Annotated in this window: 10 protein-coding genes and 1 pseudogene; 5 read left to right on the forward strand and 6 right to left on the reverse strand. The window is 45.1% G+C overall.

Annotated features, from left to right (window positions below; all coding sequences use genetic code 11):
* Positions 1-122: 122 nt before the first annotated feature.
* A pseudogene (locus tag FPZ43_RS14185) lies at positions 123-485 on the reverse strand (DUF932 domain-containing protein); the annotation flags it as partial.
* A gap of 38 nt (positions 486-523) precedes the next feature.
* A complete protein-coding gene (locus FPZ43_RS14190) occupies positions 524-916 on the reverse strand; it encodes a single-stranded DNA-binding protein (RefSeq protein WP_146382598.1) in 393 nt (130 codons plus the stop codon).
* Between the two features lie 1,186 nt (positions 917-2,102).
* On the opposite strand from FPZ43_RS14190, the gene FPZ43_RS14195 reads away from it, so the two are divergent.
* A complete protein-coding gene (locus FPZ43_RS14195; protein WP_146382599.1) occupies positions 2,103-4,439 on the forward strand; it encodes a sensor histidine kinase in 2,337 nt (778 codons plus the stop codon).
* A gap of 246 nt (positions 4,440-4,685) precedes the next feature.
* Here FPZ43_RS14195 and FPZ43_RS14200 read toward each other — a convergent pair whose 3' ends face one another.
* The 4 genes from FPZ43_RS14200 to FPZ43_RS14215 form a co-directional block, all read right to left on the reverse strand.
* A complete protein-coding gene (locus FPZ43_RS14200) occupies positions 4,686-4,925 on the reverse strand; it encodes a hypothetical protein (RefSeq protein ID WP_146382600.1) in 240 nt (79 codons plus the stop codon).
* Positions 4,926-4,959: 34 nt separating this feature from the next.
* Positions 4,960-5,871 (reverse strand): type I glyceraldehyde-3-phosphate dehydrogenase, encoded by a 912-nt coding sequence (locus FPZ43_RS14205; protein ID WP_222430982.1) that lies wholly within the window; start codon positions 5,869-5,871, stop codon positions 4,960-4,962.
* Between the two features lie 151 nt (positions 5,872-6,022).
* On the reverse strand, positions 6,023-8,335 hold the full coding sequence (locus FPZ43_RS14210) for a histidine kinase dimerization/phosphoacceptor domain -containing protein (protein ID WP_186461845.1): 2,313 nt from the start codon (positions 8,333-8,335) through the stop codon (positions 6,023-6,025).
* 162 nt (positions 8,336-8,497) lie between these two features.
* Positions 8,498-9,178, reverse strand: coding sequence for a helix-turn-helix transcriptional regulator (locus tag FPZ43_RS14215; RefSeq protein ID WP_146382602.1), 681 nt, complete (start codon positions 9,176-9,178; stop codon positions 8,498-8,500).
* Positions 9,179-9,396: 218 nt separating this feature from the next.
* Here FPZ43_RS14215 and budA point away from each other — a divergent pair, with 218 nt between their 5' ends.
* The 4 genes from budA to FPZ43_RS14235 all read left to right on the forward strand — a co-directional run bounded on the left by budA (position 9,397) and on the right by FPZ43_RS14235 (position 15,639).
* Positions 9,397-10,239 carry an acetolactate decarboxylase gene (budA, locus tag FPZ43_RS14220; RefSeq protein WP_146382603.1) on the forward strand — a complete coding sequence of 281 codons (843 nt, stop codon included), beginning with the start codon at positions 9,397-9,399 and terminating at the stop codon, positions 10,237-10,239.
* 459 nt (positions 10,240-10,698) lie between these two features.
* Entirely contained in the window at positions 10,699-12,999 is a 2,301-nt protein-coding gene (locus tag FPZ43_RS14225; protein ID WP_146382604.1) for a histidine kinase dimerization/phosphoacceptor domain -containing protein, read from the forward strand.
* Between the two features lie 322 nt (positions 13,000-13,321).
* Complete coding sequence (locus FPZ43_RS14230) at positions 13,322-13,885, forward strand: acyloxyacyl hydrolase (protein WP_146382605.1); 564 nt, start codon at positions 13,322-13,324, stop codon at positions 13,883-13,885.
* 371 nt (positions 13,886-14,256) lie between these two features.
* Complete coding sequence (locus FPZ43_RS14235) at positions 14,257-15,639, forward strand: alginate export family protein (protein ID WP_146382606.1); 1,383 nt, start codon at positions 14,257-14,259, stop codon at positions 15,637-15,639.
* The last annotated feature ends 54 nt before the right edge of the window (positions 15,640-15,693 follow it).

The raw sequence follows: 15,693 nt of genomic DNA on the forward strand, positions 1-15,693 counted from the left end.
AACCGTACAAAAACATCCGCTCTCAGGAGCCTATCTGTACAACAACTTTACTCTCTTTCAAACCCTAACTCAAAGGGGTCACTTTAGATTGGCGAAGAGGGGTCAACATCAGTGGTATATCCACCTTCACCACCACCTACGATAGCATCAAAGAACTGGAATGCATCGGCGTTCTGTACCACTTCGTAATCTTTACCCACCACCCCTAAAACAGCGTCATTATCATTGCGGACGGTCGCAAAGCAATTGGGCACCTCCGATTTAGAGGTCGCAAAATCGGGGTCGAAGCCGGTTAATTCATTATTCAGTGAATTGGTGAACAAAGGACGTTTCTCCACCGTGTAATCTAAACCTGCATAGCGGATAGCTTCCGCACTGGTGGGGTAATCCTCCACGATCTGCCCCAACCCGTGCCATGCTTTTTCCTTTACACTAAAAAAACTGTGTTTTTCTGACAGTTCGTTATAAAAAAGATTGTGTGCCATTTTCTTGTATTTTAAGGTTAATTTGATTTCCGTACCCTTTAGTTATACTGTTCGCTTGGTTTAATCACGCCCTTTTTGTCGCCTGCCTGTTTAGGTGTGCGTTTATTTTCATTTGCACCGTTCTTTGCCGATTTGGTCAGCATACTGATCTCTTCGGTGCGAAAGCGCAGGCTTGCCATCGGTTCACCATCACGGCTTACCCACGGCTCGGCGGTCATAAAGCCCGATAGCTGTACCAACATGCCTTTAGTTAGAAATGGCGCAATTCCCTCACCCCGCCAGTAGGTGCAATCGATGTAGGCGGTTTCCTCTTTTTGCTCCCCCTGCGATTTGTAACGGCGGTTGACCGCCACCCTGAAATTGGTTACTGTTCTGTCTCCCTCGATGGTTCTTACAGCAGCATCTGCTACCAATCTTCCTGTGATTTCCATGTCCTTGATTTTTAAAATGTTTAATAATTAATGAATACTTGCCTGCTCTCCCTTTCACCTGTGCGACCCTCCCGGATAGCTATTTTTCAAAAGAAAAAACGGTAAAAAAGAAAGTCAAATGAGCGGTCGTAAGGCGGAACGGGAGAACTATAAGTCCCAAAGGGTGGCCGAGCACAGCGAAGGCCATTATGCGTTCGTACGTGACGGCTGACCGAGCTTGACGCCTCTTTTGTCCGTTTCTTTGGGAAATAGCGGAAGGGTCCATTTCCCTAAGCGATCCATCGACTGTTCGACCTCGTTCGCCCTCTATCCTTAAGATGATCGGAACTTTAGTAAATTGTACTAAGAGGTCTGTCATTCGGGAACGTTTCGGATATGCAGTGGTCAGGGCGGGTAGAAATGCAAATGTGGTCAAGGAGCGGATGCTAATGGCAAAAAGCCCGACACCGGTAATCAGGCATGGCTCATTAAAACGCCTGACCTTCTAATGGAAAGAACATCGTCGTAAGCGGTTCGCTCGCCGCTCTTTTTTTTCCGGCGTCATCCGCATTGAGCCGTCGGCCTAGCAAGAGCTAACGCTAAAAGTACAACGCTATAAAACAAGAAAGTGTGGTTTGATGGTCATAGAAGAAGAGCGAAATTCCTGACAGATTGTCTCATTACCTTTCCCCTAATGGTACTCGTTCGAACACAGATCTATGAAGACCACCGACCTGATGATCCGCACCGGCCCGCGTTCAACGCCTCGTTCCCGGAAGTCATTTATAACGATACTTATTTCAGTTATCAGGATTGTAATAGAACAACTTGGAGCAACTGAAGTAATTTACGTCTCAAACAAAGTGGCTTAAGAAAATCCTAGCATTAAATCTTTTATTCGATGAGCGCGATCAGTATCACGTTGAATGTCAAAGGGATTGTTACTTACGCCAAATGACCTGCAGACCCGTTCGATCGTAGCAGCGGTCAAATGATCCCGGGCTTTTCTGGCCTTAAATAACGCTTACGATGGAAAAATTACACCTCCAGGTCAATTCAATAGTCATTACTATGTCGGGAACAGCCGGGCGGAAGCCACCCGTCAATATTGCGTGAGGGCTGATGGCGCCTGTTAAATACCTAAAGAATTTCTGCTATCCATTGCTCACTGCATTCAAGAATAAAACTGCCTTACCATAACCTTCTTATGAAAAACCTTTGCCTGCTGGCCTTTCTACTCTTTACAACATATCCGGCACTCGCTCAGATGAATGACCTTTATAAATTTTCAGAGCTTGAGCTAAAGAAAAAACTGGCAGAAAGTCAAGACGATACTGGAAGGGTCAGGATACAGGTCGGCATTGGCCGGTCGATGTTATATCGTTCAGGAGGCATGCCCAAGACGATCGATTCAGCCATGCTGATGGGCGTAGAAATTGAAAACGATAGCCGGAGACTAAATTACAACTACGGCATCATCAATGGTATGGTCATCAGAACCCTTTGCTTTTATCGTCAGGGTCAAAAGACAAGGGGGATACAACTGGCCAAACAGACACTTATTCTGGCACGAAGTGTAAGAGACAATAACGGTATAGCCGAAGCGTATATCGGAATCGCTGATCAGTACTCGATGAACATCCCAAGTGAGCTCAAGATAAAAAAGCGGTATTATGAGCACGCGACGGATCTTTTCAGAAAAGAGGCTAATTTGCCCCGGCTCGCTGCCACGCTGGAAATGGACGGTGAATTATGCTATTTATCCGGTGAAAAGGCTCAAGCAGTTAAATTGCTGACAGAGGCCCTGAATATTAACAAATCGATCGGAAAAAGAACTGTTCAAGGTATCTATTGGATGATCGCCCGGACCTCAAATAATATGGGAGACTATACGGACGGGGTCAAATATAGCTTATTGGCCATCAGAACAGCGGAGGCGGTCGGCGATTCCACGCTTAAACTTTGCAGCATCTATCATAATCTGGCGACGACCTATATCAATTTGAACGATTATCGTCAGGCGCTTGTGTATTCTTTAAAGGCGTTGCAGATCGCGAGGCGTTTTAAAGACGTTGATTACATCCTCACCGTTGAAATGGCTGCAGCAATGGAGTACACCCACTTAGGGCAATTTCAAAAATCCTTGTCACTTATGGAAGAAATGGAAAGATCGGCCGTAGATATCACCGATAGTATTGCTGTTGCAGGATCTTTCGTTAATAATCTCACCCGGGCCAAGCAGTTTAAGAAAGCCGGCCTGTATGCGAAGAAGCTGACGTACTACTTGTCCAAGATATCCATAGATAATTACAATCAACGTCTTGTACCTTATAATTTCCTGGCGAATCATTACATGCGGACCGGGCAATTAGACAAAGCTGATCATTATATTAACCTACATAGATCCGTACCTCCTGATTACCGTACACCTATAGGCCGTCGCGCCATAGAGATCGCTCAATACAAACTTGACTCGATAAGAGGTAATCTCGCATCCGCTTTTAAACATTACCAAATTTGTCAGCGGATGATCGATTCCGGTCTGAATGTGACCAAAGCATATCAAATGTCCTTACTGCAGATCGAAAATGATACGGAAAAGAAAAACCAGGAGATAGATGTACTCAACAAAAAATCATTGATCAAAGACAACGATCTTAAACGTAATCTACTCATTCAAAAAGTGATCATCGCCGGTACGTTGATGCTGGCGATCATCACGGCACTAATTTATAGCCGTTACCGCCTGAAACAACGCAGCAATACCTTGCTCATGCAGCAAAAGTCCGAGATCGATCAGCAAAATATCGAGCTTCAGTTTTTGGTCAATGATAAGAACGAACTCATCGTTGACAAAGATGTCCTGTTGAAGGAAAAGGATGGACTGCTTTTAGATAAAGATGTATTGCTCAAAGACAAGGACCTATTGATCAAGGAAGTAAATCACCGGGTCAAAAACAATCTTCAAATCGTAATGAGCCTCTTGCAATCCCAGTCCGGCTATCTTAAAGATAAACAGGCGCAGGAGGCGATACTGGAGGGACAGAACCGTGTTCAATGCATCGCACTGATCCATGATCAGTTGTTCCGTAGTGACCATGCAACGGAAGTTGACCTGCCGGCCTATATCGGTGAGTTAGTCGATTGCTTAAATTATTCCATCAACAAAGGCAGCCATAAGGTCGAGATCGGTTTTGATATCGACCCGATCATGCTGGACGTTTCCCAGGCTATTCCCATGGGCATCATCTTGAACGAGGCCGTTACTAACGCACTCAAATATGCCTTCCCTGGCGAAAGGACAGGAAAAATATGGATCTCTGTCAAAGAGTGCAGACAGATCATCACGATCCGGATAAGCGATAATGGCGCAGGCTTGCCGTCAAATTTTACCCTGGAAAAAGTCAATTCGTTAGGCATGACGCTGATCAAGGGGCTGGCAGGACAACTCGACGGCACCTTCGAAATCATTGACAATAACGGAGTGAATATCACTATAGAATTTCCGATGAGCATCCCGGAGGCAGCATTAGCCGTTGCATAATATGTGCCGGATGACAAATGAACGATCACCAACCCGATAGTTTTCGACTTAATCTATTGATAATATTTAAACAATCAATCCTTTGAAAGATCGCGAACCCATGTTTCGGCCGTATGGGCCGGCAGTTATCAAGGATCGCACCGGACAAAGAATTGTTGATTCCGAAGGCGTTACGGATATTGATCATAACAAAAAAACTGCCGCGTTATTTTCCGTAGTAACTAAGCACAGGCGGTGGTTCGATACTTAGCGATTAGGATCTTTGTTAAAATTGAACGGTACTGACGTGATGAATGTCGAATTATCAAGAGGAGTACCGGAAGCATCAAGCTTGAAAATCAGGTTGAGCAGGTTTATGGCTGGAGATGCATTTAAAACCCAAAACGCAGGAGATTTATCAAACCTGTAAATTAACAGTAAAGCCCCGTTACTTTCACGGGGCTTTATTTTTAGGATATCAAAGTCCTGCCAGTGGCTGAAAGCCAATCAGGGAAGATGACAAAGCATGTGTTCATAGAAACTATATCATGGAGGCAATATACTGAGCCACTTCGGCCAGCCGGTTACTAAATCCCCACTCATTATCATACCACGTTGCAATAGACAACAGGTCTCCTTGTTTGGCTGTTAGGTTCAGGTCAATAACGGAAGAATGCGGGTCAGCAACAATTCTGGCTGATGACCACTGGTCTTCCAGTACATCCATAACGCCCGCCAGGTCTGAACCTGACGCCGCCTTGCGGAAAGCATCGTTTACTTCCTCTACCGTACACGGCCGGGTAGTGATCAGGTTGAGCTCCGCTATGCTGCCTGTTCTCGTGGGAACCCGGTATGCCTTACCTGCCACCTTCAGATCGCTCCATATAAATTGTAAAGCTTTCGCGGCACCTGATGATGATGGAATAATATTTTCCGCTGCTGCCCAGGAATCCCGGATGTCTGCCATCGGCTGATCGGTGAGCGACTGAGAGTTGGTATAAGAATGTACCGTGGAAAAAAGCCCGTATTCAATGCCAAAAGCTTCTTTGATGATCTTAATGGGAACAGCCAGTGCATTGGTCGTACAACTGCCCATACTGATGATGTGATGCGCTGCAGGATCGAAATGCTCGAGGTTTATCCCTTTCAGGAGAACAGCATCGCAATCCGCCAGTGACTTGCTCGGTGCGCTGACCAGTACATATTTCGCTCCCTGATCAAGATGGGCCTGTGCACCTTCTCTCTTTGTCGCCCTGCCTGAACAATCTACCACCAGTTCAACACCCATTTTACCCCAGTTAGGTACACCTTTGGAGGAATCTACATAAGAGATTTCATTCCCGTTCAGGTTAAAGGTATTACCTGAAGTGGTTACCGTTCCGTGCCATCGGCCATAATTCGTGTCTACTGCAAATAAAGCACCCAGTGTCTTTAGGTCCTTCAGGTCTGCCACAGCATGCGGAACGAATAATTTTTGTCCAGTGCGATCCTTAACAATTGCCGGCCGATACGGCCAAAGCCAAAAATGGCTATCTTTTTCATAAGCGTAATGGTTAACTGTTTATTTGGTATGGAAGTATATTCTTATTGATGTGTGGATTCAATTAAACGTTTTCGGTTTCCGCACCTGCTGTAACCATGGCCAGATCCGGTATCAACACAGGAAATTCAATGGAAATGGTCACGCCTTCACGGTCTATGATATGGAAAGTGCCGCGGAGCTGACCAGCGAGTCCCCTGATGAGGGTCATGCCCAACGAATTTGCCTTCTCTAACCTAAAGTCGTTAGGCAGTCCAACGCCGTTATCACTGATACACATCCTGATCTGTCCAGCTATCTTCTTGACCGTGATCCGTATTTCACCGGCGCTATGGCCGGGGAAAGCATATTTAAACGCATTCGTCACCGCTTCATTCAAAATTATACCTACTGGTATGGCCTGCGAAACGTCCAACATCATCGCATCTATATCGAACCGGATGTTAACTTTAGTTCCTTCCTTATTAACAGCGAAGTCAAGGGAATGCACCAGGTCGGCAATGTAGCAAGCCAGGTCTATTTCGGTTACGCTATCTGTTTTAAATAACTGATTATGTATGAGGGCAATAGACCGGACACGGTTCTGTCCCTCCAAGATCGCCTGCTGGGCACTTTCATTAGCCATATACGCGGATTGTGACTGCAACAAATTCATAACGATCTGCAGGTTGTTCTTGACCCGGTGGTTGACCTCTTTGATCAGCAGGTCTTTGTCTTTTAAGAGCACATCTTTCTCCAGTAACAGTTCGTCCTTGTCGCAAATAAGTTGGTTCTTGTCACCGACCAGGAGCTGGAGTTCCACGTTTTGCTGATCAATCTCCGATTTCTGCTTCAGCAGCAGCGCGTTGCTACGCTGTTTGAGCCGGTAACGGCTGTAGACTAATGCCGTAATGATTGCCAGCATAACGCAGCCTAAAATGACCACTTTCTGCACCAGCTGATTGCGTTTCAAAATATTATCCTTTGCCAGCGCCTGTTTGTTCAGCGCCTCTATCTGCATATTCTTCTTTTCCGTATCACTTTCGATCTGAAGCAATGATATCTGATAGGCCTTGGTTACATTCAGCCCGGAATCGATTATCCTTTGAACCTGCTGGTAATGATTAAAAGCGGACCTGAAATCGCCTCTGATTGAATCCAAGCTGTAGTAGATACGTTCCCTTGCCCTGTTATTGAGCGGCGTGCGGTTGCCGGCAGGGATTGCCGCCTGCAGATCCGCGTAATGATAGGCCATGTCGATCTGGCGGGTGTCCAAATAATAGTTAGCAAGAATCCCGTAGCATACAATACGTTCATTATAACTGTCTGGTGGAAGTTCTGCCAGATCCTTCTTTAATGTTTCTGCATAGATTGCCGCTTCTTTAAACTGCCTTGCCCATGTCAGGTTATTCAGATAGCATCCCGTTACGACCATTTTTCCATAACCCTCGGTATAAAATTTTTCCATTTCCGCAAGCAGCGGTAAGGCTTTAGAAAATTCATCCAGGCGGGTATATTGAATGGCTAATGCGTAAGCCACCGTCGTAATGTAATCGGGGTCTTTATAACGCCTTGCGATCTTCAACGCCTTTAAGGAATAAGGAAGTGCCTGGCGATAGTCAGTCATGTTCATATAAACGGTGGCCAGGTTGTGGTAGATACTGCATAGCTTAAGCGTTGAATCGCCTACCGCCTCCGCGGTCCTGATCGCTAAAAGGCTGTATTTTACTGCATCCGGGTAGTCCCCCAAGCCATTTGATGTCCGTGCGATCATCCAATAAATCCCGTGGACAGCTTTGTTGCCGAGAACTTCGTTCACATTCAAAGCTTCAAATAACAGTTTGATCGCTTGTGTTTTTTCGTTCGCAAGGAAACACATTTCGGCATCGATCTCCAGGGCCGCGGCAAGCCTGTTCATATTACGTTCTTGTCTGAAAATTGCAGTTGCTTTATGGTAATAAAATGTCTTCAGCCGCAGACTATCGGGAATATGAACAGGAAAAGATTCGGCAATCGCCATGTAGGACTCGGCAATGCCGTTATTGTTCTTTACCTTTTCAGAAAAAGCCAATGCCTCCTGTGCAAGCTTAAGACCGATAGCTGGTTTCCTCTTTTGACTGAAGCATATGGATCTCAATACCACTGCATTGATGACCCCTTCGTGAAAATTGATCTTACGGCTTTCCCGTTCCGCCATGACGCCAAAGTTCATTGCGGAATCGATGGTTTCGGCCTTGTCCCCTGATCTGTATAAAATGGCACGTCCTACAGCTAATCGTGCACGTATCTTATCAGGCCCTTCCTTACTGCGATCCAACTTTTTCCATAACAGGGATTCAGGACCGTCATTGGCGCCATTTCTTTGTGCTTTTATCGGTCTTGAAAACAATACCAGCAAGATCAAAAGGTAATTTATCTTCCTGGACTTCCTAAGAATCATGGTTAGCATCTCCCGAATTTTGCAGTGGCAATTTATCGCTGTTTTCGAACAATGAATAATTACCTGTTTGATAACTCTTATAAGATTTCTGATAGAAAGTTCTCCTGCCTCACAATAAAATCATACCAGATTAAGATGAATGGCCTTTGCTACCGCCTGGCTTTGGGAATTGACCGTCAATTTCCTATAGATGTTTTTTACATGTCCCCTGACTGTCTCCGGGCTGATATTTAATTCCGATCCGATTATCTTATAGGTCATGCCCCTGACTATGGCCGATAGCACATTCTTTTCACGGGGCGTGAGGCCATAATCGGCTGCTGATAAAAAGCCTGCGTTGCGTTTCCCCAGGATCAGGAGCAACTGCCTGGAGATAATTGCACTAAGAATCGGCGCACTTTTTTGCGCCTGCATGAGGACCGGCACGAGGCACGAGTCTATCTCATTTTCCATCATGGCGGCAAAGGCACCTGTACACAGCCAATCGAAAAGCTGATCGTAATTCTGAACTGAGCCTATCGCCAATGCCTGAAGAGCCGGCTCACCGGCTCTCAAAACGTTGAAAAGCTCTTTCTTCTGGGAATTGTCATGTCCTGTATCTGTAATGACGACAGAAAACCTCTCCGGCAATTCATTAACAGGTGCAGTAAGCTGGCTGCAAATTATCGTTTCGATGGCCGGCTCTTCTCTTAAAATTTCCAGAATACTGTCTTGCAGTTTCCCTGCTTTAACCGCGATCAGGACCCGCATACAACCAAATCGGTTACGCAATTGTTCACCTTCACTGCTTTCGTAATTCACCGGTTTAACCCCTTTTCTATTCAGGGCTCAAATTTCGATGCTTTCCCTTTGTTAAGCATTCACCCAGGTTAATAAAGATCGAGTTGCTATGATCATAGCACGTTTTCTAGACAATCTGTTCAACAGTACATTCCTGATCTCCTGTTCAACTCTGATGTGTTGGGGACCACCCTATTTAGGTTATTGCGGCGAACAGCCCGTACCTGTATTTTTGCCGAATGGAAAAACGACTTGTGCTTTTCGCAATCTTCATTCTGGCTCATGCAGGTGAATCGCTGGCGCAATCTCCACCCAGCTTTAAAACAGTTAAAACAAACCAGGAGAAACGGAATGTAATGAGTATTGACCAACCACAACTTTTTCAGTATGGGGTGGCAAACGCCTTTATAGACGGCCTTTATGAGGGCGAACTTTCTGTTGAGCAATTGAAGCGAAAGGGGAACTTTGGCATAGGAGCCCCCAATCACATCGATGGAGAATTGACGATCGTCGACGGAACGGCCTACCAAAGTAATGCTAAAGGACAAACTATTGAAGCGCCGGAAGCGCTTATGACACCCTTTGCATTTGTGACGAATTTCAGGAAGGACACTAATCAAACGTTATCTGATATACACGACCTTAAAGACCTGTTTGCCCGCATCGAAACGCTATTACCCAATCCCAATGCCATTTACGCGTTACGCATAAAAGGCACCTTTTCATCGATACGAACCCGTGCATTTCCACCTGTCCGGGAAAAGCCATTCAAGCCTCTTGCCCAGCTGCTCGATCAGCAGCAGTTCTTTGAGTTAAAAGGAACAGCCGGTGACATGATCGGGTTTTATATCCCCGGATATTTATCAGGAATAAATATTGTCGGTCTCCATTTTCATTTTTTGTCCCAGGATCGAAAGTCAGGCGGCCATGTCGTAGGCGTTCATGCCAAATATCTCACTATAGAAATTGCGGAAATAAAAGCACTCCACCTGCTTCCACAGCACACTGAAGATTTCAAAAATTACAAGTTCAACGGTGTGAACAGCCCGAATTTGCAAAAAATAGAGAAGGGCGCTAATTGAAAACAGCGGAAAGTATCCTGTAATGCAATAGTCCCTGGCGGAGGCAGGCACCTGACCTCGTCATTTTCCTGTTGACCCGTTAAGGCATGTTGGTTTCCATCAACGCGGCTGGCTGGTCGGTTCATTGGAACTTCTTTGCTATGCGATTTCTCGCCGAAATCCCGCGGAGACGATGATCATACCGCCTTCTTATCCGTATTTGGAAGAGAATTTGATAAGTTCCGTCTCTTCTATCAGAAATGACAACTGTTATCCGTATTTTTAACGCGTTCAAAGCAATGAGGCGCGTTGCTAACTAACGAACAATCAATTGCATACGCTTTAACCGGAGGTTAGGAAGCCACTAAAATCACAAGGTTTGGACAGGGAGGATGTGTGATTTCATACCTATGCTGCTATTGTATTATATTCGTGAATTAAAAGTTCCCGACTTATTTGAACCTATCGTCAACACAATTCATGAGAAACGCATTTTTATGCCTTTTCTTACTGCTAACCGCAATACCGACACTGGCTCAAACCAGTAATCTCGATGAATTGCCTATGCCTGTTTTACGGCATAAATTGGCAACAAGCATTAACGATACGAATAAAGTTCAGGTACAACTGGCCTTAGGGCATTTAATGCTTTTGAAACCGACCAAAGGTGAAAAAGACATCGATTCCGCAATAAACTTTGCCTCCCAAGCCTCAATTCTCAGCCGTCAACTTAACTATGATTTTGGAATAATTAATGCAATGCTGCTTCGTGCGGAGACTTTCAAGAACCGGAATAATAGGGAAATGAGTCTAAAGACCGCTCAAAATGCGCTGGCTTTTGCTCAAAAACACAATAATAGTGATGGCCAGGCAAGGTCATACCATGTTATCGCTCAGTATTATAAAGTCTCTGATCCTGCTGAATTGCAGCATCGGATCTTATATATCAATAAGGCAATTGCCATATTCAGGAAAGACCGGAACATTCTTTGGCTTTCTTTTCTGCTGACGGCAAATGCGGACCTTTTATTTCAGGCAGGACGAACAACGGAGGGACTCAGGTTATTGTTCGAAGCGTTAAATCTCGGAAAAGGTGTAAGCCGCAGAACTGTCGAGGGCATCTATTGGAATATCGGCAGGACATCGTTCAGGTTAGGAGATTATACCAATGCGCTTAAATACAATTCATTAGCGCTCAGGACGGCGAGGGAGGTCAATGATACCACCTTGCAGGTAAGCGTAATCAACCATTTTATTGCCTCGACCTATGTTAAAATGCAAGATTACAAGCGGGCAATTCCATATTCCCTCGAGGTACTGAAATTGGCTAAACGCTACAATGACAGCGGCTTTGTCAATACGGAATTGTCGGCGCTTGCGTTGGAATACACACACACCAACCAACTCTCCAAAGCTATAACTATACTCCATGAAATGAAAGGCAGTGCCCGTAGCGATTTGGACAAAATATCGGTCAGCGTGGATTTTCTTAATAATTTAATGTATGCCAAACGCCTGGTACAGGCTGGTCAATATGCACAGGAGGTTAAAGGATTGTTAGCGAGAATCCCCCCTGATAATGTGAAAGAAGTTATGAATGCATACAATTCGCTTGCGTCCTATTATTCCGAGACTGGTCAGGTTAAACTGGCCTATCATTATACAGAGCTATACGCCACCATGGCACATAAGCTGAATTATATTGCAGGCATCAGAACAGCCGAATACCGTTACTACAAGCTGGTTTCTTTGAAGGGTGATCTGAAGTCGGCCATGGCGCATTTTCTTAAAGAACAGAAGATCAAGGACTCCATCGAAAATGCCGAAAAAGTTTATCAGATTTCCCTGCTGCATATTGAGAATGAAACACTGGAGAAAAACAGGCATATCGACTCGCTTACCCGGCAGGCGCAGATAAAAGACAGCAAACTGAAGCGAAACCAGTTGATACAGAACGTAACTATCGGTGGCTGTATCATGCTTTTGATCATCACCGGTTTGATCTACAGTCGATACCGGTTGAAGCAACGCAGTAACGCTTTGCTTACCCGGCAAAAGTCGGAAATCGATGAAAAGAACAGCACCCTTCAACACCTGGTAACGGACAAAAATGAACTTCTGGAAGACAAGGACAGATTATTGCTTGAAAAAGACCTGCTTTTAAAAGAGGTCAACCACAGGGTCAAAAATAATTTACAGATCGTCATGAATTTGCTTCAGTCACAATCCGTTTATCTGTCTAACGAAAGCGCCCAACAGGCTATTCTGGATAGCCAGAACAGGGTTCGCTCGATAGCGCTTATTCATGACCAACTATACAAGACGGAACATATCACACAGATCCATCTCTCCTCCTATATTAGAGAACTGATCCTTTCGCTGGACGGTTCCTTAAATCAGAAAACCAACAATGTAGCGATCGTGTGCGACATTGAAGATATCGCCCTGGATGTGTCACAGGCCATACCTGTAGGTATCATACTCAATGAAATTGTCACCAATGCACTTAAATATGCATTTCCAAATGACCAGATCGGAACAATCAAAATCCTGGTTAAAGAAACAGAAAGTTTTATAGAATTGCAGATCAGCGATAACGGAGTAGGTTTGCCGGAGGACTTCAATTTAGCAAGTACCAAGACTCTTGGAATCACGCTCTTAAAAGGGCTGACGGCACAGTTGAAAGGAACATTTGACGTTGAAAACAAAAACGGCCTGACGATTACTTTAACATTTCCTATTGAAGTTCCCCTTAGTCAGGCACAACTGCAAAGTACCTAACATGCAAAGTTTATTCAGCATCGCTGATCGCTTGTAACACCAGATGCCCAGGTTGGCATCTTATAACCCGAGCACTGTTCAGCATTACAATACATCTGCTCTTTTTGTTACGAATTCATTGCCGCTCAACCATCAGCGAGCATGAATTTCATATCACCACGGTGACTGATCAGGCGGTGAACTTGTTAATGATTGTTAAATGCCCCAAAATATGCCCCTGTGGGCCAACTGACGAACAATAATGCAGTTTCACCAGCGTCCTATTGTCACCGCGGCGAAATCAGAAGGCGCTCTGATAACCGCGATAACTTTATACAAAAACATGAAAAACATTTTATTGACACTGGCCGCAATAAGCGGCACAGCCTGGAGCACATTTGCCCAAACATCGAGTACGCTTCCGAAAGATTCATTGGCAAACGCACCTGACAGCGGCGCACATTTCAGCTTTGGGTTAGAGGGTGGACGTACCGTTCCCGGTCAGGCCAAAGCCATATTGGGAGCATCATTGAAATACGAGCTGCCTTTCGCTGCTCATACGCTCTTTACGGCATCGGTCGGGTACTCTTTCCTGTCGTTCCGTGAAGAAACAAAGAAAGCCCTGAATTTTTATGGCATCAACCAGACCGGAGCGAGTTTTTTACCCGTAAAGGTCGGTGTCAAACACTACCTGAACAATCACTTTTTTGTCGAGGGGCAGGTTGGCGCAGCCATATTACTTAGCGGCGGGAATGCTTACAATCGTTATAGTTCGGCATATATTTATTCCGGCGGATTTGGCTATACCTTTAAGAAAGGGCTGGAACTGGGCGTCAGGTATGAAGACTGGAGAAAAGATGTCAAAATCAGCCAGGCCGCAGTGAGAGTAGCGTACAGGTTTAAATAGACGGTAGTATGCTGACCATTCGCTATAAACAAAGCTTGCTCTAAATGCAATCCGGATGATTCGAAGCGATCAGGGAAGGTCTTCTTTCCCTGGTCGCTTTTTAGTTACACGAGACCATCAAGTGAGCTATCAAAGAACAGCTCATCACAATGGCTACGTCAACCACACTCACCCCTGGATCATGCAAGCAATATTGGTAACACATTTCTGATAGCTCTTATCATTTATATGCTGATGATTCCGGTTGAAGCAACTGTAACTTTATGAAAAAAAGTAGCGGCAACGACTGGTAATATTTCACCAAATTGACATAAATCGTACAAGAGCAATTTGCCGTTCGCTGTCAGGATCGCTGAAAGTATAACAAGATCATGACATTTACCAAATATCTATGCGGGCCAAGCTTATTGTTCCTTTTATTGTCGCTGCGGGCCGCGACACTATCAGCGCAAAGTTTTAAGCTATTACGCTACGATGAGGATTACCATTTCCTGCGGGATCCCAGCGATAACTTTTATAACAGATTGAAATATCTGCCACTTTCAGCCAACAATCTTGTATATATGAGCTTCGGTGGCGAAATCAGAAACGAATACGGGGGCAGGATTGATGAAGACTGGATCAAAGAACAGGGCTATAATTACGCTATTCTCCAGCGTTATTCTTTACATGCGGATTTCCATGCGGGTCCGCAGTTCAGATTTTTTGTCCAGTTAAACAGTGCCCTGGAATATGGCAGCCAATATGGACCTTCGCCTGCAGACGAAGATAAGCTCAATGTTCAGAACTTATTCGGTGAATATAAGATCCAAATGGATCCTGTGCATCAGCTTTCTTTTCGCCTGGGGCGCCAGGAGATCGATTATGGTTCAGGAAGGCTCATCTCTGTTCGGGATGGTAACAATACCCGCCAATATTTTACCGGGGCAAAGCTGCGGTACAGCACTCCCGGATTCACCCTGGATGCTTTTGTCCTTGCTGCAGATGAGGTCAAATTTGGTCTCTTTGACAATCGCCCCAGCCGCCAGGCCAATCTTTGGGGGGTATATTCAAACTTCGGATTTCAAAGAGGAGACAATCTTGATCTTTATTACCTGGGAACCAGGCGTGACAACGGGGAATTTGAGGAAGGTACGGGACGCGAGGTGAGGCATACGCTGGCTGCACGGTATTGGAAGAACGGCAAAGGTTTCACTTACAATGTAGAAGCTGCCTTTCAGTTTGGTAAATTTGGAAGAGGAGATATCGGTGCCTGGACAACGGCGATCGAACTGGGTTATACCTTTGATGATGTTAAATTCAAACCGTCTGTTAATATTCGAAATGATTATGTATCCGGAGATAGGCTGGCGGGGGACGGTAAGCTAAATTCATTTAACCCTTTGTATCCGAAAGGTGGATATTTCGGCTTTAACCCTTTGATCGGACCGTCGAACCTGATCGATATTCATCCCTATTTAACCCTGGCGATCTCTGACCGGCTCGCGATACAGGGTGATCTGGTTTTCAACTGGAGGTACTCCTTGCAGGATGGGTTATACCGGCCAAGCGGCAATTTCAATACTGCCGGGTCAGGTTCAGGTCATCGCTTCATTGGTACAACTTATCTGATCAGCGCAGACTTTCAGTTTAACAAGCACCTTTCCCTTAGCTGCGGTGGGCAATATTTTAGGGTTGGCAACTTTATAAAGGATATAAAGCCGCTTTGGGCGGACTCTAAATATTTCAATGCCCAATTATCTTTTAAGTTTTAGCAGTCCCAGCTAAATTTATATCCGCCAGCCAGTTGAATTAAGCGTCCCGGCAGT

Origin of the sequence: Mucilaginibacter pallidiroseus (assembly GCF_007846085.1) — a bacterium.
Lineage (GTDB): Bacteria > Bacteroidota > Bacteroidia > Sphingobacteriales > Sphingobacteriaceae > Mucilaginibacter > Mucilaginibacter pallidiroseus.